Origin of the sequence: Pseudomonas sp. FEMGT703P, from assembly GCF_002786345.1 — a bacterium.
GTDB lineage: Bacteria > Pseudomonadota > Gammaproteobacteria > Pseudomonadales > Pseudomonadaceae > Aquipseudomonas > Aquipseudomonas peli.
The window spans coordinates 146,690-169,384 of record NZ_PGCM01000013.1 but is presented as its reverse complement, the minus strand read 5'-3'; the positions used below and the strand labels follow the sequence as shown (position 1 = coordinate 169,384).

Genomic DNA, 22,695 nt, shown 5'->3' with positions numbered 1-22,695 from the left:
ACTCAACCTGGGTGCCGTATAGCCCAGTCGCCCCACAATGGATGCGCCAACCGGAGGAAAGCCCAGGATGAGCATGGAACGTCTCAGTCAGCAGGTCGATGCTTACGTCGCCTGGAAGCGCGAGCTGATGCGCGAAATCACCCGCTATCGCAGCTGGCTGCTGACCAATCGGCTCAACTCGGAGGCCGTGGAAGCCAAGCTTGAGCGCGCGCTGAAACTGTTGCGCACTGACCACATCACCCTGGCTTTTGTCGGCGAGTTCTCACGCGGCAAGACCGAGCTGATCAACAGCCTGTTCTTCTCCTCCTACGGCCAGCGCATGCTGCCGTCCCAGGCTGGGCGCACCACCATGTGCCCCACCGAGCTGTTCTTCGACCCACGTTCGGAGCGCTCCTATATCCGCCTGCTGCCCATCGAGACCCGCGTGTCCGAGGCCAGCGTGGCGCAGTTCAAACGGATTCCGCGGCATTGGGTAAATATCCCGCTGGACCTCAGCGACCCGGACAACATGGTTCAGGCCTTTATCCAGGTCGCCCGCACCAAACCCATGCCGGTCGAACAGGCGATTGCCCTGGGCTTTCACCCGGACATGCTGGAAAGCACCAATAAGCCCGGCGAAGTGCTGGTGCCAGCCTGGCGTCACGCCATGGTCAACTTCGACCACCCGTTGTTGCGTCAGGGTTTGCGCATCCTCGACACCCCAGGCCTAAACGCCCTCGGCAGTGAGCCGGAGCTGACCTTGTCGATGCTGCCTAGCGCACAGGCGATCATCTTCCTGCTGTCCGCCGATACCGGCGTGACTGCCAGCGACATGGCCGTATGGCAACAGCATATCCGCCAACTCGACGAAGACACCCAGACCAGTCTGTTCGCCGTGTTGAACAAGATCGACGTGCTCTGGGATGACCTGGCCGGCGAAGCCTTTGTGCAGAACGCCATCCGCCAGATTCAGACCAGCACCGCGCGCCAGCTCGGCATCCGCGTCGAGGACGTGCTGCCGCTGTCGGCCAAGCAGGCCATGCTGGCAAAGGTGCGCAAGGACCCGGAACTGCTGGCCCGCAGCCAGATGAGCAACCTGGAAAACCTGCTCTGCGAACGCATCATCGCGCAGAAGGAACGCCTGCTCGAAGACCGCGTAGTCAATCAGGTGCTGAGGCTGCTGCAGAACAGCGAGCACGTGCTCAACCTGCGGCTGGAAAAGGTCAACGAGCAACAGGGCCTGCTGAGCAATCACCAGCACGACAACGGCCAGATGCTGTTCGAGCTGACTGCCAAGACCAAGGAAGACCACAGCCAGCACCATAAACGCCTGCTTGGCCTGAAAACCAACCAGCGTTTGCTCAAACGTCAGGGCGACCTGCTGCGCCACGCCTCGCGCAGCGAACGCCTGGATGAACACCTGAACAAGGTACGCAAGAACCTCACTGGCAGCTGGACCACCCTGGGTATCAACCAGGCCATCCTGCATTTCTTCCGCAGCGTGGAGCAGGACCTGCACAACCTGGCCCAGGAAGCCGACATGGCCAACAAGATGGTCGCGGCCATCTACCGTCGGCACAACGAAGAGAACCCACTGCACGGCGTCGACGCACCGCAGTTCAACGTCAACCGCTACCTGCGTGAGCTCAAGCAGCAGCAGGCCAAGGCCGACCAGTTCCGCCTGCAGCTGAAAACCCTGCTGACCGAACAGCGCAGCCTGACCAAACGCTTTTTCGCCACCCTGGTGCAGGAAGTGATCGGCCTGCACCAGCGCATGCGCCAGGAAGCCGAACAATGGGCCAGCGATGCGCTGATGCCACTGATGCAGCACACCCTCGAGCACAAGCAGCTGCTGGAAACCCACATGCTGCGGCTCAAGGCCCTGGCTCAGGAAACCCAGCAGGCGCGCCAGCGCGGCCAGCAACTGGCGCGTTACAGCGGCGAGCTGGAGCAGCAACTGGCGCAAGCCAACGACATGCTGCGCATCCTGCGGCGCCCTGCCCCCGTGCAGCGCCAGGGCAAGGTGGTCAACCTGCCAGGAGCTGCGCGCCCGCACAGCATCGGCGAATAACCCCGGCTCAGCTCTGCCATATCCGCCGTACCCCAGCCGCCCCATGCGCTTGCCGCCTGGGGCGGCGCTCTTTAGACTGCGGCTCTTCCTTTATTGCGAGCAGGGTCGATGTCGACTGCCTTCCCCCAAGACTCTGTTGGCCTGGTAACCCCGCAGGTGCTGCACTTCGCAGAACCTCTGGCGCTGGCCTGCGGGCGCAGCCTGGCCGACTACCAACTGATCTTCGAAACCTATGGCGAGCTGAATGCCACGGCGAGCAACGCCGTGCTGATCTGCCACGCCCTCTCCGGCCACCACCATGCCGCCGGTTATCACAGCGCGGAAGACCGTAAACCGGGCTGGTGGGACAGCTGCATCGGCCCTGGCAAGCCCATCGACACCAATAAGTTCTTTGTCGTCAGCCTGAACAACCTCGGCGGCTGCAACGGTTCCACCGGCCCCAGCAGCATCAACCCAGCGACCGGCAAACCCTTCGGCGCCGACTTCCCGGTAATGACCGTGGAAGACTGGGTACACAGCCAGGCGCGGCTGGCCGACAACCTCGGCATCCAGCAGTGGGCAGCGGTGATCGGCGGTAGCCTAGGCGGCATGCAGGCCATGCAATGGACCATCAGCTACCCCGAGCGCGTGCGCCACTGCCTGGCGATTGCCTCGGCGCCCAAGCTATCGGCGCAGAACATCGCCTTCAACGAAGTGGCGCGCCAGGCGATCCTCACTGACCCGCAATTCCATGGCGGACACTTTCAGGAACAGGGCGTGATCCCCAAGCGCGGGCTGATGCTGGCGCGCATGGTCGGCCACATCACCTACTTGTCGGATGACGCCATGGGCGAGAAATTCGGCCGTGGCCTGAAAAGCGAAAAGCTCAACTACGACTTCCACAGCGTCGAGTTCCAGGTGGAAAGTTACCTGCGCTACCAGGGCGAGGAGTTCTCCGGGCGCTTTGACGCCAACACCTACCTGCTGATGACCAAGGCGCTGGACTACTTCGACCCGGCGGCAGCCTTCGATGGCGACCTGGCCAAGACCCTGGCCCACGTCAGCGCCGATTTCTGCGTGATGTCCTTCACCACCGACTGGCGCTTCTCGCCGGCACGCTCGCGGGAAATCGTCGATGCACTGACCGCCGCGCGGAAAAACGTCTGCTACCTGGAAATCGATGCGCCCCAGGGCCACGACGCCTTCCTCATGCCGATCCCGCGCTACCTGCAGGCGTTCGACAGCTATATGAAACGGATTAAGGTGTAGCCATGCGCGCGGATCTCGAAATCATCCAAGAGTGGATTCCCGCCGGTAGCCGGGTGCTTGACCTGGGTTGCGGCAATGGCGAGCTGCTCGCCTGGCTGGCCGAACACAAGCAGGTCAGCGGCTACGGCCTGGAAATCGATGCGGACAACATCGCTCAATGCGTGAGCAAGGGCGTCAACGTGATCGAGCAGAACCTCGACAAGGGGCTGGGCAACTTCGCCAGCAACAGCTTCGATGTGGTGGTTATGACCCAGTCGCTGCAAGCCCTGCATTACCCGGACAAAGTACTGGCGGAGATGCTGCGCGTCGGCAAGACCTGCATAATCACCTTCCCCAACTTCGGCCACTGGCACTGCCGCTGGTACCTCACCACCAAGGGCCGCATGCCGGTGTCGGATTTTCTCCCGTACACCTGGTTCAACACGCCGAACATCCATTTCTGCACCTTCGAAGACTTCGAAAACCTGTGCCACAACCAGGGCGCAAAAGTCATGGATCGTCTGGCCGTGGACCGCGACCACCGGCACGGCTGGGCCAGCCGGATCTGGCCTAATCTGTTAGGTGAAATCGGCATTTACCGGATCAGCGGGCCTACTGCCCAGGATGTTCAAATCGCCAATTGAGCGGCCTTATCCCAGGCCGCTGTCCATCTGGAGAACCCTTATGCGTCGCATCGCACTTTTATTTATCGCCCTGTGCCTGAGCCTGCCTGCGCTGGCTGAACGCAAGCAGACGTTCGGCGACCTCGACGTGCACTACATCACCTTCAACTCCAGCTTTCTGCAGCCGGACATAGCCGCGGCCAACGGCCTGGTCCGCAGCAAAACCCAGGGCGTGGTGAACATTTCCGTACTCAAAGCCGGCAAGGCCAGCAGCGCCAGCGTCAGTGGCGAAGTGAAGGATCTGGTCGGTCGCAGCCAGCCGCTGACCTTCAAGCAGGTCAACGAAGGTGAAGCCATCTATTACCTGGCGCAATTCACCTTCAGCCAGCGTGAAATGCTGCGCTTCACCATCAACGTGCACGCGGCCGATGGCGCGGCGCACAGTTTTAATTTCAACCAGGAAGTCTTCCCAGACGAATGATGGCCCTGAATACATGATGCCTTTCAACGAGCTTGTACTCGCCAGCCATAACGCCGGCAAACTCAAAGAGCTGCAGGCCATGCTCGGCAGCAGCGTACACGTGCGCTCAGTCGGCGAGTTCTCCATGGTCGAGCCGGAAGAAACCGGCTTATCGTTTATTGAAAACGCTATTCTGAAAGCACGCAATGCTGCCCGCCTGTCAGGCATGCCGGCGCTGGCGGATGACTCCGGCCTGGCGGTGGATTTTCTCGGTGGCGCACCGGGCATCTACTCGGCGCGCTACGCCGATGGCCAGGGTGATGCGGCGAATAACGCCAAGCTGCTCGACGCTCTGAAAGATGTGCCGGATGCCGAGCGCGGCGCTCAATTCGTCTGTTGCCTGGCGCTGGTACGGCATGCCGATGACCCGCTGCCGATCATCTGCGAAGGCCTCTGGCACGGGCGCATCCTGCACGCCGCGCAAGGCGTGGAAGGCTTCGGCTATGACCCGCTGTTCTGGGTGCCCGAGCGCGACTGCTCCAGCGCCGAACTGCCGGCGGCCGAGAAAAACCAGATCAGCCACCGCGCACGCGCGATGGCCTTGCTGAAACAGCGGCTGGGCCTGGCATGACCACCGCGTCCGGCGTCAGCTTCGAGCTGCCGCCACTTGCACTCTATGTGCACATTCCCTGGTGCGTGAAGAAGTGCCCGTATTGCGACTTCAACTCCCACACCGCCGGGCCAAACCTGCCGGAAGAAGAATACGTCGACGCCCTGCTGGCCGATCTCGATGCTGATCTGGCGCAGGCGCATAACCGGCCGCTGAGTTCGATTTTCTTTGGCGGCGGCACCCCCAGCTTGTTCTCGGCCAAAGCCCTCGGCCGCCTACTTGAAGGCGTGGAGCGGCGCGTGCCGTTTGCCGCCGATATCGAAATCACCCTGGAAGCCAACCCCGGTACCTTCGAGCAGGCCAAGTTCAAGGACTACCGCAGCCTGGGCATCAATCGCCTGTCGATTGGTGTGCAGAGTTTTCAGGCGCCCAAACTGATCGCACTGGGACGAATTCACGACGGCGACGAAGCGGTGCATGCAGCCGATATGGCACGCGCCGCCGGCTTCGATAACTTCAACCTGGACCTGATGCACGGCCTGCCGGATCAGTCCATCGAGGATGCCCTCAGCGATCTGCGCACCGCCATTGCCCAAGGGCCGACGCACCTGTCCTGGTATCAACTGACGGTGGAGCCGAACACGGTGTTCTGGAACCAGCCGCCAGTGATGCCCGAGGACGATATTCTCTGGGACATTCAGGAAGCCGGACAGGCCCTGCTGGCCGCTGAAGGTTATGCGCAGTACGAAGTGTCGGCCTACGCTCAGGCCGGCAAGGCCGCGCGGCACAACCTGAACTACTGGACCTTCGGCGATTTTCTCGGCATCGGCGCCGGCGCTCACGCCAAACTCAGCCAGCCGGACGGGCGCATCAGCCGTAGCTGGAAAACCCGCCTGCCCAAAGACTACCTAGACCGCAGCAAACGCTTCAGCGCCGGCGAACGCGTCCTGGGTGCTGATGAGCTGCCCTTCGAATTTCTGATGAATGTGCTGCGCCTCACGGACGGCGTCGCCAGCGAACTGTTCACTCAGCGCACCGGCCTGCCGCTTAGCCAACTCGCCGCAGCGCGCATCGAAGCGCAAAAGCGCGGCCTGCTGCACAGCGACCCGACACGCCTGAGCGCCACCCGCGAAGGCCAGCTGTTTCTCAACGACCTGCTGCAGTATTTTCTACCCTGACGCACACGCCGCCACGGCTAAGGACACCGGATGGACCTGCTACTCGACCTGATCGTCACCCTGTCGCGCTGGAGCCGCAGCCACCTCTACGATATATCCCTGGCGATCATGGCCACCCTGCTGGTGCTCTTCGGCCCTGGGATCAATGCCTGGGTGCAACGCAATACCAGCAGCATGAACTTCATCTTCCGCACGCTGATCTTCGTGCTGCTCTGCGCAGTGGGCTACGGCCTGCTGATCGTCTTCGCCACACCGTATCTGGCCAAAGGCCTGGGCTTCTTCAACAACTTCACCCTGGCCCCGGTGCTGATTCTGGTGTTCTTTATCATCGGCATCCTCGCCGACCGCAGCTGACTCAGCACTTACGCAAACGGCTTGATCGCCACCTTGAGCACGCCATCGCGTTGATGTGCGAAGAGATCATAGGCGGCGACGATGTCATCCAGCGCATACTGGTGTGTCACCAGCGCGCCGAAATCGACGCGCCCGGAGGCCACCACATTGATCAGCCGACGCATGCGTTCCTTACCGCCCGGGCACAGTGAGGTAACGATCTTGTGGTCACCCAAACCGGCATGAAACGACGCCAGGGGAATCACCAGATCCGTTGAATACACCCCCAGGCTGGACAACGTGCCACCCGGCTTGAGCACGCGAAGCGCACTTTCGAAAGTAGATTGCAGGCCCAATGCCTCGATGGCCGCATCCACACCACGGCCACCGGTCAGACGCAGGATCTCTTCGACCACATCGACCTGATTGAAGTTAAGGGTGATGTCCGCGCCCATCTGCCGGGCAATCTGCAAGCGCTGCTCGACACCATCGACCACGATGATGGTGCTCGCCCCGCGCAGCTTGGCCCCGGCCGTGGCGCACAAGCCAATCGGCCCCTGGGCGAAGACGGCGACCACATCACCGATCTTGATATTCGCGGCTTCTGCACCGGCAAACCCGGTGGACATGATGTCCGGACACATCAGCACCTGCTCGTCAGTCAGGCCATCCGGCACCGGGGCCAGGTTGCCCTGAGCGTCGGGTACCAGCACGTATTCGGCCTGGGTGCCGTCGATGCTGTTGCCGAAGCGCCAGCCGCCCATGGGCTTGTAACCATGGCAGCTACAGCCGCCATCCTGAGAGGAATAACCGTCCTGGCTGGCGTAAGAGCTGAAGCTTGGGCAGATAGCCCCGGCAATCACCCGCTGCCCCTCCTGATAGCCCTGCACGTTGCTGCCTAGCTTCTCAATGATGCCGACCGGTTCGTGGCCGATGGTCAGCCCCTTGGCCACCGGGTACTCACCCTTGAGGATGTGCACATCGGTGCCGCAGATGGTCGTGGTGGTAATCCGTACCAGCGCATCATTGGGCCCAACGGGCGGGATGGGCTTGTCCACCAGCTCGATGCGTCCAGGCTCGATAAACACCGCTGCTTTCATCATGCTCATGGTCAGGCTCCTTGTATGCACTAGCACAGAGCCCTGACTGTAGCCGGATGACAGCTCGGCTACTTGTCCTGTATCAACGGCCGGCGCAGTTCGCGTAATGCTCCAAGGCCACACAGCCTCGATCGCCGGACATAAAAAAACCGCCTGCAAGAGGCGGTTTTTTCAGTGCGACGAGGCTCAGTTACCTTCGCGGCGCAGCGCCTGCGGGGTGAAATCGCGCGGCGTCAGCTTGGCGTTGAAGTTGTACATCGGCTCGTTGTTATCCAGGCCGTCGACAAAGTAACGCTTGCCCTTGAAGTCGTAGATGGTCTCCAGGGTACTGCCGAACATCGGCACGTCGTAGTAGCTGATCGGATGACTTTCCTGCACACCGCTCAGCTCGCCGCTCTTGTCATAGAGGTCGGCGGCGAGGATCTGCCAGCTGTCTTCATCGATATAGAAGCGACGCTTGGCATACGGGTGGCTGAAGCCCTTGCGCAGCTCAGCATCGACAACCCAGACGCGGTGCAGCTCATACCGCAGCAGTTCCGGATTCACGGTATTGCTACGCAGAATGTTGTCGTATGGGATGCCTTTCTGGTGCACGGCGTAGCTGTTGTAAGGCACCAGCATTTCCTGCTTGCCGACCAGATTCCACTCATAGCGGTCAGGTGCACCGTTGTAGGAGTCGACCACGTCGGCGGTTGCCATGCCGTTGGTGTCCGGCTGCAGGGTGTCGTAGGCCAGCATCGGCAGACGGCGCACGCGGCGCTCGCCACGGTTGAAGCGCCAGGCCTTGCGGATCGCCAACACTTGATCGAGGGTCTCCTGTACCACCAGCGCCGAACCGGCCAGCTTGGCCGGCGCGACCACCTTGTACTTGTAGTAGAACAGGGTGTTGTCCAGGTCCTGCGGGCTGACACCTTCACGGCCGTAGAGGAAATAGATGTCACGTTCCAGTTTGAGCAGGTTATAGGCACCATTGCTCAGTACCGCCGCCTGGTTGGTGACAAAGCTGATCTGATCGCCACGGTAACGCATGATGTGGTTCCAGATAACTTCCTGGCCGGTTTTCGGCAGCGGGAAGGGGATACCAGCAGCAGCACCGTCGACACCGTTACCGCCGGAAATCAGCTCAGCGGTCTGCGCGTTGAAGCGCGTCGCGTCATAGATGCGCTGCGGCGCTGCGGCGCTGCGACGGGTCGGGAATACCCGCAGAAAGTAATCCGGATTTTTCTCCAGCAACGCCTTCAGGCCCGCCGGCAGCTGCGCCTGGTACTGCGCCAGGTTTTGGCTGTTGACCTGATACAAGGGCGCATCGGCGCTGTAAGGGTCAGGGTGATGCATGCCGGGCTGGTAGTTGGCTGGCGGTTGCGCCAGGCCACCGTCCCAGGCTGGAATGGTGCCGGCGGCATTGCCCGCGCGCTCACCGCCCAGTGGCGTCAGGTCCTGGCCCAGGCGCGCAGCCTGGGCACTGTCGACTTTGGCCTGTGCCTGTAGCGCGCACGTAGCCAGCAGCAGAATTGAAAGCGTTCTCAACACAGCGATCTCCTCGCAGCCTGGCCTGAGGCAGGGCTGCTGTTTTTATGACCGGGGCAGTGCTGCCCGGGTTTATGTGCCGTCTTGGTGAGGAGCCGTCCTGGCGGGCGTCGGATTATTCCGATCTTGTGCAATCGTCCTTGTGCTTATGGTTTTGCTGCGCCGATACCTCAGCGCGTGAATCAATCAATCGATGCGTTGGAACTTCAGATCCCATACGCCATGTCCCAGACGCTCGCCGCGACGCTCGAACTTAGTGGTCGGGCGCTCCGCTGGCCGCGGCACATACTGGCCGTCTTCGGCCTGATTCTGGTAACCGGGCGCGACATTCATCACTTCCAGCATGTACTCGGCGTAAGGTTGCCAATCGGTGGCCATGTGCAACACACCGCCGACCTTAAGTTTCTGTCGCACCAGCTCGGCAAACGCCGGCTGCACGATACGCCGCTTGTTGTGCTTGGCCTTATGCCAGGGGTCCGGGAAGAATAGCAGCACCCGATCCAGGCTGGCGTCGGCCACACAGTTGCGCAGTACGTCCATCGCATCGCAGCTGTAGACGCGCATATTGCTGAGGTTCTGCGTCATCAGACCGTTGAGCAGTGCGCCAACACCCGGACGGTGTACTTCCACCCCGATAAAGTCCTGCTCGGGCGAGGCCGCGGCCATTTCCAGGGTGGAGTGGCCCATACCGAAACCGATCTCGAAGGTGCGCGACGCCGTGCGGCCGAATACCTGATCGAAGTCACGCAGGCCGTCCTCCAGTTGCAGGCCGAACTTCGGCCAGCCCTGATCGAGGCCGCGCTGCTGGCCTTCAGTCATGCGCCCGGCACGCATCACGAAACTTTTGATTGCGCGGTGCTTGGAGGTGTCTTCAGCCGGCTCAGGCTGTTGCTGCAATTCAGTCATGCTGTGCTCGTTACTTAATCAGGCCATCCAGCGGCGACGAGGCGCTGGCATAGAGTTTTTTCGGCATGCGCCCGGCCAGGTAGGCCATGCGCCCGGCGATGATCGCGTGCTTCATCGCTTCGCCCATCAGAATCGGGTTCTGCGCGTGGGCAATCGCGCTGTTCATCAGCACCGCCTCGCAGCCCAGTTCCATGGCGATGGTGGCATCGGACGCGGTGCCCACGCCGGCATCGACCAATACCGGAACGGTAGCCTCTTCCAGGATGATGCGCAGGTTGTACGGGTTGCAGATACCCAGTCCGGTGCCAATCAGGCCGGCCAGCGGCATCACCGCGATACAGCCCATGGCCGCCAGCTCGCGGGCGATGATCGGGTCATCGCTGGTGTACACCATCACGTCGAAACCGTCTTTAACCAGCACTTCGGCGGCTTTGAGGGTTTCGATCACATTGGGGAACAGGGTCTTCTGGTCCGCCAGCACTTCCAACTTGACCAGCTTGTGGCCGTCGAGCAGCTCACGGGCTAGGCGGCAGGTACGCACCGCCTCGACGGCGTCATAACAGCCGGCGGTGTTCGGCAGGATGGTGTACGTGTCCGGCGAGATCACATCCAACAGGTTCGGCTCGCCCGGGTTCTGCCCGATATTGGTCCGGCGCACCGCCACGGTAACGATCTCGGCACCCGAAGCTTCGATGGCCAGGCGGGTTTCTTCGAGGTCCTTGTACTTGCCGGTACCGACCAGCAGACGCGACTGGTAGGTACGACCGGCCAGGGTAAAGGGCTTGTCGCTGGGCGCATGGCTCATGGGTAATCCTCGTGAAAGTGGGCGGCTGTCTGAACGCGATAAACCGATGAGCGGGGATCAACCACCGCCAATGGCGTGGACCACCTCAACCTGGTCACCCTCGCGCAAAGCGGTGGTGGCATGCTGGCTGCGCGGCACGATATCCAGATTGAGTTCGACCGCCACGCGCCGTCCGGCCAGGTCCAGACGCTCGATCAACCCGGAGACGGTTTCCCCGTCGGGCAATTCGAATGCTTCACCGTTTAACTGAATACGCATGACGGCTCGGTCACAACTGAGAAAAGGGCCGGCATTCTAGCCTGATCATGGGCGCTGACCAAGGCTAAAGGCTGCCACTCGTCCTGCTTTCTGACTTACGGGTCAGGCGCTACTGCGCGCACCCAGCTTCCAGGCCGCCAGACCCAGGCATAACCAGCCGGCGAGAAACGCCAGGCCACCGAAAGGCGTGACCATGCCCAACGCACTGATATCGCTCAAGGTCAGTGCATACAGGCTACCGGAGAACAGCACGATGCCCAGGGCAAACAGCGCGCCCGCACAATTGACCAACGGCGCCGGTCGCAGGATGGCCAGCAGGCCAACGCCGAACAGCGCCAGCGCGTGAATCAGTTGGTAGTGAGCACCGGTCTGGAATACCGCGAGATAGGCCGGCGTAAGCTGATGCTTCAGGCCATGCGCAGCAAAGGCGCCCAAAGCGACACCGCTAAAACCGGCACAGGCGGACAGCAATAACCACAGACGAGCCATGCATCACTCCAGCTATAGAAACAGGGCTGGCTATAATGGCCGGCAAATTCATCCCGGCCAAGCACGCATGTTTCGATCCCTCTCCCGTCGACTGCTCAAACTCCTGCTTTGGCTGATGCTCGCCTCGGTTCTACTGGTGTTGTTATTCCGCTGGGTGCCGCCACCCGGCACCGCGCTGATGGTCGAGCGCAAGATCGAGTCCTGGATCGATGATCAACCCATCGACCTGCAGCGCAGCTGGCGCCCCTGGAGCGAACTGCCGGATGACCTGAAGATGGCAGTGATTGCCGGCGAGGATCAGAAGTTCGCCGAACACTGGGGCTTCGATGTCGCGGCTATCCAGTCCGCTCTGGAACACAACCAGCAAGGCGGTTCTCTGCGCGGCGCCAGTACCCTCAGCCAGCAGGTGGCGAAGAACCTGTTTCTCTGGTCTGGGCGCAGTTGGCTGCGCAAAGGTATGGAAGTGTGGTTTACCGGCCTGATCGAACTGCTCTGGCCCAAGCAACGGATTCTTGAGGTGTACCTCAACAGCGTCGAGTGGGGCGATGGCGTATTCGGTGCCGAAGCAGCCGCGAGGCATCATTTCAAGGTCGGCGCGCCCTACCTGTCACGCCAGCAGAGCAGCCTGCTGGCCGCCGTGCTGCCCAACCCGCGCGAGTGGAGCGCCAGCCGCCCGAGTGCACACATCAGCCGCCGGGCCAACTGGATTCGCCAGCAGATGTGGCAACTGGGCGGCAGCCACTACCTCAACCGCCTGCAACCCAGCCGCCCCGAGTGGTGGCCAGGCTGGATGCTGTAACCGCCGGCACTTTGCTGCAGACAACAAAAAGCCGCACCTGAGTGCGGCTTTTTTACGCCTGGCGCTTACGCCGCGATCGAGCCCTTGAGCTTATTCATCGCGTTCTTCTCCAGCTGACGAATGCGCTCGGCCGATACGTTGTACTTGGCGGCCAGATCATGCAGCGTGGCTTTCTCTTCAGCCAACCAGCGCTGATAGAGGATGTCACGGCTGCGCTCATCCAGACCTTCCAGCGCCTCGTGCAGATTAGCGGTGGAGCTGTCGCTCCAGTCGGAATCTTCCAACTGACGCGCAGGGTCGTAGCGATGGTCTTCCAGATAATGCGCCGGCGACTGGAAGGCGCTTTCGTCGTCCGCCTCAGCAGCCGGATCGAAGGCCATGTCATGGCCGGTCAGGCGGCTTTCCATCTCACGCACTTCACGCGGTTCAACACCGAGGCTTGCGGCTACGGCATGCACTTCGTCGTTATTCAGCCAGGCCAGACGCTTCTTCTGGCTGCGCAGATTGAAGAACAGCTTACGCTGCGCCTTGGTGGTGGCGACTTTGACGATGCGCCAGTTTTTAAGGATGAACTCGTGGATCTCGGCGCGAATCCAGTGCACGGCGAACGACACCAGGCGCACACCCATTTCCGGATTGAAACGCTTAACCGCCTTCATCAGGCCGACGTTGCCTTCCTGAATCAGGTCTGCCTGGGCCAGGCCATAACCGGAGTAGCTACGGGCGATATGCACAACAAAACGCAGGTGAGCCAGCACCATTTGCCGGGCGGCTTCGAGGTCTTGTTTGTAGAAGAGACTTTCCGCCAGTTCACGCTCCTGCTCAGGGGTCAACAGCGGGATGCCGTTTACCGCATGCACGTATGCTTCTAGGTTGGCACCCGGAACCAGAGCATGAACAGGTTGCAAAGAAGTGGACATTTGAATCCTCCGACTTACGAATCGTGGAGCAGTCTAGCACTGCTCCTTGGGACTTTATACCGAGGTACAAGTTCCCTTACACATAGTCAATATCAAGCAAAACAATAACTTACTATCTAGGGGCCAGCTCGCTCAAGTGCCTTGCGACCGCCAGCCAGGCGCCAATATAGCCCAACAGGACCGCGCCGAGCAGCAGGGATAGACCATCGGCTATAGGCACGCCCGCCAGGGCGAAGTCGCTGCCGTACAAACCGGCCAAGCGCACCACAGCGTCGTTCAGCCAGCCAAGGCCATAAGCCAGCAGCAGCCAGGCCAGTAGCCCAGCGCCCAAACCATACAGCGTGCCCATGTAGAGGAAGGGGCGACGCACATAGCTGTCGGTGCCTCCGACCAGCTTGATCACCTCGATCTCGGTGCGGCGGTTCTCGATATGCAGGCGAATGGTGTTACCGATCACCAGCAGCAGCGCCATCACCAACAGCAAGGTCAGGCCAAAGACGAAGCGCTCACCCAGCTTGAGCATGGCGCTCAGGCGTTCGACCCAGAGCAGGTCCAGCTGCGCCTGCTGCACCCGTGGTAGTTCGGCCAGACGCAGCCTTAGGGCCTCCAGAGCGACCTTATCGACCTGCTGCGGTGTCACCACAATCACCCCAGGCAACGGGTTATCCGGCAGTTCCTTCAGCGCTTCACCCAGCCCGGATTGCTGCTGGAACTCGCTCAAAGCCTGTTCGCGGCTGATCCACTCGGCCTCTTCCACATCGTCCATCGCGGCGATCTGCTCACGCAGTGCCTGACCTTGGGCGTCCGTGGCATCGATCTGCATAAACAGGGAAATCTGCGCCGCACGCTGCCAGGACACCCCCAGGCGCTCAACGTTATCCAGCAGCAAGGCCAGGCCCATCGGCAGACTGAGGGCCACGGCCATCACCAGGCAGGTAAAGAAGCTGCCAATCGGCTGTTTAGCCAGGCGGCGCAGGCTGTCGACCAGGCTGGCGCGGTGGTTTTCCAACCAGGCGTGCAACTGGTGGGTAAAGCTTGGACCATCGTCGCCCGGCGTTGGCGATTCGGATTTCTTCGGTGCAGCACCGACGCGCTGCGCGGGCTGCGGAGGCGGCATGCGGGTGGCGCTCATGCGGCCTCCCCGTCGCCGATCAGGCGGCCGCGCTGCAGGGTTAACATGCGGTGGCGCATGCGCGCGATCAGGGCCAGGTCGTGACTGGCGATCAGTACGGTAGTGCCCAACCGGTTAATGTCCTCGAACACGCCCATGATCTCGGCGGCAAGGCGCGGATCGAGGTTTCCGGTGGGCTCATCCGCCAGCAGCAGGGCCGGCCGATGCACGATGGCGCGGGCAATGCCGACGCGCTGCTGTTGACCGGTGGACAGGTCGCCAGGCGATTGCTCGGCCTTGTCGGCCAGGGAAACCCGCTCCAGCGCAGTACGCACGCGGGTGCCGATTTCATCCTTGGACAGACCAAGAATCTGCAGCGGCAGCGCCACGTTGTCGAACACACTGCGATCGAACAGCAGCTGATGGTTCTGGAACACCACACCGATCTGCCGACGCAGGAAAGGAATTTGTGCATTGGTGATATGCGACAAATCTTGCCCAGCCAGCAGCAATTTGCCGCTGCTCGGCCGCTCCATCGCCAGCAGCAAGCGCAGCAAAGTGCTCTTGCCGGCACCGGAGTGACCGGTGACGAACAGGAACTCGCCACGGCGTACATGAAAGCTCAGCTCATGCAGCCCGATGTGGCCGTTGGCATAGCGTTTACCGACCTGTTCGAACTTGATCATCCTATTTCTCCGCGAACAGCGCCTGAACAAAGGCTTCGGCCTCGAAGGTGCGCAGGTCATCAATCCCCTCACCCACCCCGATATAGCGAATCGGCAATACAAACTGCTTGGCCAGGGCAAAGATCACCCCGCCTTTCGCCGTACCGTCCAGCTTTGTCAGCGCCAGGCCGGTCAGGTTGACCGTCTGGTTGAACTGCTTGGCCTGATTGATTGCGTTCTGCCCGGTGCCGGCGTCCAGCACCAGCAGCACTTCATGCGGCGCGGTGTCATCGAGCTTACCAATCACCCGGCGGACTTTCTTCAGCTCTTCCATCAGGTTGTCTTTGGTGTGCAGACGCCCGGCGGTGTCAGCGATCAGCACATCCATGCCACGCGACTTGGCGGCCTGCACCGCATCGAAAATCACCGAAGCAGAGTCGGCACCGGTGTGCTGGGCAATCACTGCAATCTGGTTGCGCTCGCCCCACACCTGCAGCTGCTCAACGGCAGCGGCGCGGAAGGTGTCACCGGCGGCGAGCATGACTTTTTTGCCATCCTGCTGGAGTTTTTTCGCCAGTTTGCCGATGGTGGTGGTCTTGCCAGCGCCATTTACACCGACCACCAGAATCACATAGGGCTGCTTACTGCTGTCGATTTTCAGCGGTTGCTCAACCGGCCTGAGCAACGCCACCAATTCATCCTGCAGCGCCTTGTATAGGGCTCCGCTGTCAGCCAGTTCCTTGCGCGCGACGCGTTTGGTCAGGTTACCGATGATCGCCGTGGTGGCTTCAACGCCCACATCCGCCGTCAGCAGGCGGGTTTCCAGGTCGTCGAGCAGGTCATCGTCGATGACTTTCTTGCCCAGAAACAGGCTGGCCATGCCCTCGCCAAGACTGGCGCTGGTTTTCGACAGGCCCTGCTTGAGGCGCTCAAGGAAACCGGTACGGCTCTCCTCAGCGCTTTTAGCCGGCGCTGCGACAGGTTCTACGACAGCAGGTGCGGCCACCGGTTGCTCGATGACCGGCTCAACCACCACCGGCACCTCAACGTGCGCATGTAGGACTTCACTGCCCGCGTTGATCCGAAAACGCGAGGGACGTGGCGCCGGGTTTAAGCCACTGGTGTCAGCCGACGTAGGCAGGACGACAGCAGCTTGCTCAACGGCAGCCACCGGGGCCGGCTGAGGCTCGGGCGTATTAACCGGCGATTCAACTGGCGCAGCCACTTCGCTGATCGGCGCAGCAGGCACAGGAGCAGTTTCAGTGACCTCAGCCGCAACGACTGCCGGAGTAGCAGGCTGCTCGTTCACCGAAGCTGATGGCGGCTCGGGCGTCACCGGCGCTTGCGGCTTTTTGCGCAGCCAGCCGAACAGGTCTTTCTTCTCTGCCGGTTTTTCGGCAGAGGGCGGCGTAGAGGGCGCGGGCGTGTTCTTGTCGTCGTTGGAACCAAACATGGAGGACGGCTATCTCAAAGGTGCGACGCGCAGACCATGGCCTCTGAAAGCACTGCTCACGCGGCATTAAAAGCTGAAGAGTGCACGCGGAAACAATCAGAAGCCTTAGCAGGCGTGGTCGCCAGTAAAACGGATGCGTATCCTAGCACCTCCGCGCCCGCCGACGCTAAGACCAAGCGGGCCCGTCCGACAGGTCGATAACCCATGCATATGATTGCCCAACGCACTGCAGCCCTGCTGCTCAGCGTGCTCTGCACACCCCTGCTGGCCTTCGCCACAGAAACCCAGCCGACCCATGAATTCAGCCTGGACAATGGCCTCAAGGTCATCGTGCGCGAAGACCATCGCGCACCGGTGGTGGTCAGCCAGCTCTGGTACAAGGTTGGCTCAAGCTACGAGACGCCCGGTCAGACCGGCCTGTCCCACGCCCTCGAACACATGATGTTCAAGGGCAGCCGCAAGCTCGGCCCCGGCGAAGCCTCACGCATCCTGCGTGAACTGGGCGCCGAGGAAAACGCCTTCACCAGCGACGATTACACCGCCTACTACCAGGTGCTGGCCCGCGACCGCCTGGCCATCGCCCTGGAACTTGAAGCCGACCGCCTGGCCAGCCTCAAGCTGCCAGCTGATGAGTTCGCCAAGGAAATCGAGGTAATCAAGGAAGAACGCCGCCTGCGCACCGATGACAAACCGTCGAGCCTGGCCTACGAACGCTTCAAGGCCATGGCCTACCCCGCCAGCGGTTACCACACACCCACCATCGGCTGGATGGCCGACCTTGAGCGCATGACCGTCGAGGAGCTGCGCGCCTGGTACGAAGCCTGGTACGCGCCGAACAACGCCACCCTGGTGGTGGTCGGTGACGTCAGCGTCGCCGAGGTGAAGATCCTCGCCGAGCGCTACTTCGGCGCCATTCCCAAGCGCACTGTGCCCACCGCCAAAGCCCCGCGTGAGCTGGCCGCACCGGGCGAGCGCCGTATCACCCTGCACCTGAAAACCCAGCTGCCGAGCCTGATGATGGGCTTTAACGTGCCAGGCCTGGCCACCGCTGAACAACCGCGCCAGGTGCATGCCCTGCGTCTGGCTGCCGCCCTGCTAGACGGCGGCTACAGCGCCCGCCTGCCGACCCGTCTGGAACGTGGCGAGGAACTGGTATCCGGCGCATCGGCCTGGTACGACGGTTTCTCCCGTGGCGACAGCCTGTTCATCCTTTCCGCCACGCCCAACGTGCAGACCGGAAAAAACCTGGAGCAGGTCGAAGCCGGCCTGTGGCGTGAGCTGGAAGATTTGAAAAACACCCCGCCAAGCGCCGAAGAGCTGGCCCGCGTGCGCGCACAAGTGATCGCCGGCCTGGTCTACGAGCGTGATTCGATCACCAGCCAGGCCACCGCCATCGGCCAACTGGAAACCGTCGGCCTGTCGTGGAAGCTGATCGATCAGGAACTGGCCGAGCTGGAGGCCGTTACCCCGGCCGATATCCAGCAAGCCGCCAGCACCTTCTTTACCCGCGACCGCCTGAGCGTCGCCCATGTTCTGCCTGAGGAGAAGCGCAATGAGTGAGCGCAATGGCCTGCGCTACGGCCTGCTCGGCCTGGCGCTACTGATATTGCTGGCGCTGCTGGCCCTGGTAATCAACCGCCCGGATAGCACCCCAAACGCGACACCGGCCGCCGAATCGACCCACATCGAATCCCTGGCCGCCCTTGGCGATCAGCCGCCCAGCCGCCGCGATCTGGACATCCAGACCTGGCAGACCGCTGAAGGCGCCAAGGTGCTGTTCGTCGAAGCCCGCGAACTGCCGATGTTCGACCTGCAACTGACCTTTGCCGCCGGCAGCAGCCATGATGATGGCGTACCGGGCCTGGCCATGCTGACCAACGCCATGCTCAACGAAGGCGTCCCGGGCAAGGATGTCGGCGCCATCGCCGCTGGATTCGAAAACCTCGGTGCCAACTTCGGCAATGGCGCGTTCCGCGACATGGCCATCGCCAGCCTGCGCAGCCTCAGTGCCGCGGACAAGCGCGAGCCGGCCATGCAGCTGTTCAATCAGGTGCTCGGCCAGCCGACCTTTCCGGAAGACGCACTGGCGCGGATCAAAAACCAGCTGCTGGCCGGCTTCGAATACCAGAAGCAGAACCCCGGCAAGCTGGCCAGCCTGGCGTTGTTCGAGCGCCTGTACGGCATGCATCCCTACGCGCACTCCAGCGACGGCAATGCCGAGTCGATCCCGACCATCAGCCGTGAGCAGCTGCAGGCCTTCCACGCCAAGGCCTACACCGCCAATAACGCGATTATCGCGCTGGTCGGCGACCTTTCGCGCAGCGACGCCGAAGCCCTGGCCAGCCAGGTGTCCGCCGCCCTGCCGAAAGGCCCGGCGCTGCCGCGTATCGCCCAGCCGGAAGAGCCCAAGCCGGGCCTGCAACATATCGAGTTCCCTTCGAACCAGACCCACCTGATGATTGCCCAGCTCGGCATCGACCGCCGTGACCCGGACTACGCCGCGCTCTATCTGGGCAATCAGGTATTCGGCGGCGGTGGCTTCGGCACCCGTTTGATGACTGAAGTACGCGAGAAGCGCGGCCTGACCTATGGCGTCTACTCCGGTTTCAGCGCCATGCAGGCGCGCGGCCCCTTTATGATCAACCTGCAGACCCGCGCCGAACTCAGCGATGGCACCCTGCAACTGGTCAAAAGCATGCTGGCCGACTTCATCAACAACGGCCCGACTGCAGAAGAGCTGAACAACGCCAAACGCGAACTGGCCGGCAGCTTCCCGCTGTCCACCGCGAGCAATGCGGCGATCGTCGGCCAGCTCGGCTCCATGGGTTTCTATGACCTGCCGCTGACCTACCTGGAAGACTTTATGCGCGACGTCGACGCGCTGAGTGTCGAGCAGGTTAAAGCTGCCATGGCCAAGCACCTCAACCCGGACGCCCTGGTGATCGTCACCGCCGGCCCAAGCGTGGCGCAGAAAGAACTGCCACCGCCCACCGACAACCCTGCCGAGCAACCCACTGGCGTCCCGGAGCACTGATGAGCAAGCGACCCAAACCGCCAAAAGCCAACCCCGCCCACAGCGGCGATGGCCAGCTGCGGATCATCGGCGGGCAATGGCGCTCGCGCCAGTTCAACTTCCCCATGGCCGCCGGCCTGCGGCCGACGCCGAACCGCGTGCGTGAGACGCTGTTCAACTGGCTGGCGCCCTATGTCGAGGGTGCCAAGGTGCTCGACCTGTTCGCCGGCAGCGGCGCGCTGTTTCTCGAAGCCCTGTCGCGCGGCGCCGGCAACGCCCTGGCCCTGGACCTCAATCCGGCGGCCATCGCCAGCCTGCGCGGCCACCTGCAAACGCTAAACTGCGACAACGGCCAGCTGCAGCAGACTGACGCCCTGCTCTACCTGCAGAGCCCGGCCGCAACACCGTTCGATCTGGTGTTTCTCGACCCTCCGTTCAACCAGAACCTGCTGCTACCGGCCTGCACCCTGCTGGAGCAGCATGGCTGGCTGGCGGCCGACGCCTGGGTCTACACCGAAAGCGAGAACCCGCCTTCCAGCCTGGGCATGCCCGGCAACTGGCGACTGCACCGCGAGCAGAAGGCGGGGCAGGTGTATTACGCGTTGTGGCAGCGCACAGCCGCGTAGGGCTTTTGCAGGGTGGGTGAGCCGGTGCAGATCAGCAGGGTTTAATCCCCAGCGGGATGTGGCACAACCCACCAGGAAGCAGAACAAGCCCACCCTAAGTCAGGTTCTGTTATTCGCCCCAGTCATAGCGCTTCCGTTTCACCGCCCAAGGCCCTAGCCTGAGCGCTTTCCCAATCGATATCTGGTCATGCACACACCCTTCAAACCCGCCTGGTGGCTGCCCGGCCCGCATCTGCAAACCCTGTGGAACCCGATGTGTCGCCAACCGGCGAAACTTGAGCGCACACGCGAACGGCTGTGGCTGGAGGATGGAGACTTTCTTGATCTGGACTGGCACGGTCCGCATCAGGCCGATGCACCGCTGGTGTTGGTGTTGCACGGCCTGACGGGTTCATCCGACTCTCTGTATGTGCTGGGATTGCAGCAAAAGCTGGCGGCCCAGGGCTGGGCCAGCGTGGCGCTGAACTGGCGCGGCTGCTCCGGCGAGCCGAACCTGCTGGCCAGGGGTTATCACTCAGGCGCCAGTGAGGACCTGGCGGAAACCGTACGCCACCTGCGCGCCCAGCGGCCGATGGCGCCTATCTATGCCGTGGGTTATTCCCTGGGCGGTAATGTGCTGCTCAAGTACCTGGGTGAAACCGGGGCCGACAGCCAACTGCAGGGCGCAGCGGCAGTGTCGGTGCCGTTTCGTCTGGATCAGTGCGCCGACCGCATCGGCATGGGCTTTTCCAGGGTTTACCAGAGCCACTTTATGCGCGAGATGGTGGCCTACGTGAAAGACAAGCAGCGCCTGTTTGCTCACCAGGGCATGGCCGACCGACTGTCCACCCTGGAGAAACTCGGCCCGCTGGACAATATGCGCACCTTCTGGGATTTCGACGGGCGCATCACCGCGCCGCTGCACGGTTACGCCGATGCCGAGGACTACTACCGCCGCGCTTCCAGCCGCTACTTCCTCGGCCAGATCGAGACACCGACGCTGATTATCCAGGCCGCCGACGATCCCTTCGTCTTCCCCCACAGCCTGCCCGAAGCCAGCGAGCTATCACCCAGCATCGAATTCGAACTGCACGCTAATGGCGGCCATGTCGGTTTTGTCGAAGGTAGCCTCACCAAACCAGGTTACTACCTGGAACGGCGCATTCCGCAGTGGCTTAGCGGCTTAGCGGCTTAGCGGCTTAGCATAAACGTCTCGTATTCCAGGTCTTCAAGCGAACTGGAGAGACGCATCAGACCGAGCAATACGCACACCAGCAACGACAGGGTGAAGCCGTATCCATAGAACGTCGGGCCCATATACTGGCTCAGCAGTGTGAGAGCAGCGTTTAGCACCACAAACAGCACGCAAAGCTCCAGCACAATGGCGCGCTTATCGAGGTAGAAAAACACGTTCAGCAACGCCATAAACACCACCTGAATACTCACCCCAATCAGGTCAACGTAGAACAGCTGCAGGTAATACGCTGAAATACCCAGCCACTCCAACATTGCCGGCGCCAGGAGGAACAGCAGGACCACGGTCAAGCCTTGCACCTTGCAGATTTCTAGCAAGCCTTGGCGGATGGCCAGAATCATCTGTTCTTTGAGTACGCCAATATGCTGCAGCGTCTGCCCGCCGCGAATCGCCGAGTAGACCCGCTCATACCACTCGGCAAAATCGGTTTCGATGCGCACCAGAAACACCGCCATCCCCGGAATAATGGCCAGGTACGCCAGGAAGATAGGCAAGTCGTAGAGCATCGAGGCGCGCAGCGGGCCGATAACCTCACTGGAAGTCTGCGGGTTGAACCAGAAGATGAACTTATCGATCCAGATGCCCAGGTTGTAACAAAAGCCCGTGACCAGCAGGCTGATAAAAACCTGACGACGCTTGAGAAAGTCGAACGCAACGAGTTGCTTGGCTGGGTACTCACGCAAGATATCGAACAGAAACATAAACAGCAGGCTGCCATGACCGATCAGCAAGGCCAGCAGCAGACCATTCATGTGCAAAAAGCGCAGAAAAAAAGCGCACAACACCATCAATGAATAGCCCACAAGCATAACCAGCAGAATGCGGTTATAGGCTTTCATGCCCGATAGAAAAATGATCACCAACCACAGGTTGCAGAGCGTTACGAAGTTGGCCAGTACCAAGAGGCGATACGCAAAGGGCTCGTCGAACATAAAGCCCATGACCAGGCTGGCCAGCACACCCGAGGACAGCGTGACGATCAACATGATACCCAGCAGATTGGGCAGGATACGGTCGTTCTTCTTCTCAAACAGCCTGTCAGAAATGAAGCGGGTAAAAAACAGCTGCGCGCCGCCGGTATAAATCAGCGAACTGGCCATCAAGTAGGTAACCGTGACCAAGAACTGCCGCACGGTATTGTCCGGCACAACCACCCCAAGGCTGATCACCCCGATCAACATCACACTGATGATCGACAGCACCCAGGGTCCGGAACTGATCAAGCCCGCATAGAGGTATGCCCGCAACGTTGCCGAATAAGAATCACGCGACAGTATCTTGCGCAGCTCAAAACCAATACCCGCCATA

At 61.5% G+C, this 22,695-nt stretch carries 23 protein-coding genes; 12 read left to right on the top strand and 11 right to left on the bottom strand.

Features of this window, described 5'->3' with window-relative positions:
* The first annotated feature begins 67 nt into the window (after positions 1 to 67).
* The 7 genes from CUR33_RS20060 (at position 68) to CUR33_RS20030 (ending at position 6,502) form a co-directional block, all read left to right on the top strand.
* Positions 68 to 2,050: a dynamin-like GTPase family protein gene (locus tag CUR33_RS20060; protein WP_289240739.1), complete on the top strand. Its 1,983-nt coding sequence runs from the start codon at positions 68 to 70 to the stop codon at positions 2,048 to 2,050.
* A gap of 108 nt (positions 2,051 to 2,158) precedes the next feature.
* On the top strand, positions 2,159 to 3,298 hold the full coding sequence (gene metX, locus CUR33_RS20055) for a homoserine O-succinyltransferase MetX (protein ID WP_289240738.1): 1,140 nt from the start codon (positions 2,159 to 2,161) through the stop codon (positions 3,296 to 3,298).
* A gap of 2 nt (positions 3,299 to 3,300) precedes the next feature.
* Positions 3,301 to 3,921 (top strand): methionine biosynthesis protein MetW, encoded by a 621-nt coding sequence (metW, locus tag CUR33_RS20050; protein WP_160085800.1) that lies wholly within the window; start codon positions 3,301 to 3,303, stop codon positions 3,919 to 3,921.
* A gap of 40 nt (positions 3,922 to 3,961) precedes the next feature.
* On the top strand, positions 3,962 to 4,381 hold the full coding sequence (locus CUR33_RS20045; RefSeq protein ID WP_289240737.1) for a DUF4426 domain-containing protein: 420 nt from the start codon (positions 3,962 to 3,964) through the stop codon (positions 4,379 to 4,381).
* Between the two features lie 13 nt (positions 4,382 to 4,394).
* A complete protein-coding gene (gene rdgB / locus CUR33_RS20040; RefSeq protein WP_090250142.1) occupies positions 4,395 to 4,991 on the top strand; it encodes an RdgB/HAM1 family non-canonical purine NTP pyrophosphatase in 597 nt (198 codons plus the stop codon).
* On the top strand, positions 4,988 to 6,148 hold the full coding sequence (hemW, locus tag CUR33_RS20035; protein ID WP_289240736.1) for a radical SAM family heme chaperone HemW: 1,161 nt from the start codon (positions 4,988 to 4,990) through the stop codon (positions 6,146 to 6,148). Before rdgB ends, hemW begins: the two co-directional genes overlap by 4 nt.
* 30 nt (positions 6,149 to 6,178) lie before the next feature.
* Positions 6,179 to 6,502, top strand: a complete 324-nt coding sequence (locus CUR33_RS20030) for a DUF3392 domain-containing protein (protein WP_090380340.1) — start codon at positions 6,179 to 6,181, stop codon at positions 6,500 to 6,502.
* A gap of 8 nt (positions 6,503 to 6,510) precedes the next feature.
* Here the strand turns inward: CUR33_RS20030 and CUR33_RS20025 are convergent, their stop codons facing one another.
* The 6 genes from CUR33_RS20025 to CUR33_RS20000 form a co-directional block, all read right to left on the bottom strand.
* Complete coding sequence (locus CUR33_RS20025; RefSeq protein ID WP_289240735.1) at positions 6,511 to 7,590, bottom strand: NAD(P)-dependent alcohol dehydrogenase; 1,080 nt, start codon at positions 7,588 to 7,590, stop codon at positions 6,511 to 6,513.
* A gap of 177 nt (positions 7,591 to 7,767) precedes the next feature.
* Positions 7,768 to 9,111, bottom strand: a complete 1,344-nt coding sequence (locus CUR33_RS20020) for a DUF1329 domain-containing protein (protein WP_090250154.1) — start codon at positions 9,109 to 9,111, stop codon at positions 7,768 to 7,770.
* Between the two features lie 183 nt (positions 9,112 to 9,294).
* The gene (gene trmB / locus CUR33_RS20015; protein ID WP_289240734.1) at positions 9,295 to 10,014 is read right to left on the bottom strand and encodes a tRNA (guanosine(46)-N7)-methyltransferase TrmB; all 720 of its coding nucleotides are present in this window, start codon (positions 10,012 to 10,014) and stop codon (positions 9,295 to 9,297) included.
* Positions 10,015 to 10,024: 10 nt separating this feature from the next.
* Positions 10,025 to 10,819: a thiazole synthase gene (locus tag CUR33_RS20010; protein WP_160085806.1), complete on the bottom strand. Its 795-nt coding sequence runs from the start codon at positions 10,817 to 10,819 to the stop codon at positions 10,025 to 10,027.
* A 57-nt stretch (positions 10,820 to 10,876) separates the two neighbouring features.
* Complete coding sequence (thiS, locus tag CUR33_RS20005; protein WP_090250161.1) at positions 10,877 to 11,077, bottom strand: sulfur carrier protein ThiS; 201 nt, start codon at positions 11,075 to 11,077, stop codon at positions 10,877 to 10,879.
* Between the two features lie 102 nt (positions 11,078 to 11,179).
* Positions 11,180 to 11,566, bottom strand: coding sequence for a DUF423 domain-containing protein (locus tag CUR33_RS20000; protein ID WP_289240733.1), 387 nt, complete (start codon positions 11,564 to 11,566; stop codon positions 11,180 to 11,182).
* Between the two features lie 67 nt (positions 11,567 to 11,633).
* Here CUR33_RS20000 and mtgA point away from each other — a divergent pair, with 67 nt between their 5' ends.
* Entirely contained in the window at positions 11,634 to 12,365 is a 732-nt protein-coding gene (mtgA, locus tag CUR33_RS19995) for a monofunctional biosynthetic peptidoglycan transglycosylase (protein WP_289240732.1), read from the top strand.
* 65 nt (positions 12,366 to 12,430) lie between these two features.
* Here mtgA and rpoH read toward each other — a convergent pair whose 3' ends face one another.
* From rpoH to ftsY, 4 genes are all read right to left on the bottom strand, one after another.
* A complete protein-coding gene (rpoH, locus tag CUR33_RS19990) occupies positions 12,431 to 13,285 on the bottom strand; it encodes an RNA polymerase sigma factor RpoH (protein WP_167143438.1) in 855 nt (284 codons plus the stop codon).
* A gap of 112 nt (positions 13,286 to 13,397) precedes the next feature.
* Positions 13,398 to 14,417 carry a permease-like cell division protein FtsX gene (gene ftsX / locus CUR33_RS19985; RefSeq protein ID WP_090250169.1) on the bottom strand — a complete coding sequence of 340 codons (1,020 nt, stop codon included), beginning with the start codon at positions 14,415 to 14,417 and terminating at the stop codon, positions 13,398 to 13,400.
* Positions 14,414 to 15,082 carry a cell division ATP-binding protein FtsE gene (gene ftsE, locus CUR33_RS19980; protein WP_090250172.1) on the bottom strand — a complete coding sequence of 223 codons (669 nt, stop codon included), beginning with the start codon at positions 15,080 to 15,082 and terminating at the stop codon, positions 14,414 to 14,416. The genes ftsX and ftsE overlap by 4 nt, the downstream gene beginning before the upstream one ends.
* 1 nt (position 15,083) lies before the next feature.
* On the bottom strand, positions 15,084 to 16,514 hold the full coding sequence (gene ftsY, locus CUR33_RS19975) for a signal recognition particle-docking protein FtsY (RefSeq protein ID WP_289240731.1): 1,431 nt from the start codon (positions 16,512 to 16,514) through the stop codon (positions 15,084 to 15,086).
* 204 nt (positions 16,515 to 16,718) lie between these two features.
* On the opposite strand from ftsY, the gene CUR33_RS19970 reads away from it, so the two are divergent.
* From CUR33_RS19970 to CUR33_RS19955, 4 genes are all read left to right on the top strand, one after another.
* Positions 16,719 to 18,074: a M16 family metallopeptidase gene (locus CUR33_RS19970; RefSeq protein ID WP_289240730.1), complete on the top strand. Its 1,356-nt coding sequence runs from the start codon at positions 16,719 to 16,721 to the stop codon at positions 18,072 to 18,074.
* The gene (locus CUR33_RS19965; protein ID WP_289240729.1) at positions 18,067 to 19,548 is read left to right on the top strand and encodes a M16 family metallopeptidase; all 1,482 of its coding nucleotides are present in this window, start codon (positions 18,067 to 18,069) and stop codon (positions 19,546 to 19,548) included. Before CUR33_RS19970 ends, CUR33_RS19965 begins: the two co-directional genes overlap by 8 nt.
* Positions 19,548 to 20,153 carry a 16S rRNA (guanine(966)-N(2))-methyltransferase RsmD gene (gene rsmD / locus CUR33_RS19960; RefSeq protein ID WP_289240728.1) on the top strand — a complete coding sequence of 202 codons (606 nt, stop codon included), beginning with the start codon at positions 19,548 to 19,550 and terminating at the stop codon, positions 20,151 to 20,153. The genes CUR33_RS19965 and rsmD overlap by 1 nt, the downstream gene beginning before the upstream one ends.
* A gap of 187 nt (positions 20,154 to 20,340) precedes the next feature.
* On the top strand, positions 20,341 to 21,327 hold the full coding sequence (locus tag CUR33_RS19955) for a hydrolase (protein WP_289240727.1): 987 nt from the start codon (positions 20,341 to 20,343) through the stop codon (positions 21,325 to 21,327).
* Here the strand turns inward: CUR33_RS19955 and pelG are convergent.
* Entirely contained in the window at positions 21,324 to 22,694 is a 1,371-nt protein-coding gene (gene pelG, locus CUR33_RS19950; RefSeq protein WP_090250186.1) for an exopolysaccharide Pel transporter PelG, read from the bottom strand. The genes CUR33_RS19955 and pelG overlap by 4 nt on opposite strands.
* Position 22,695 lies beyond the last annotated feature (1 nt).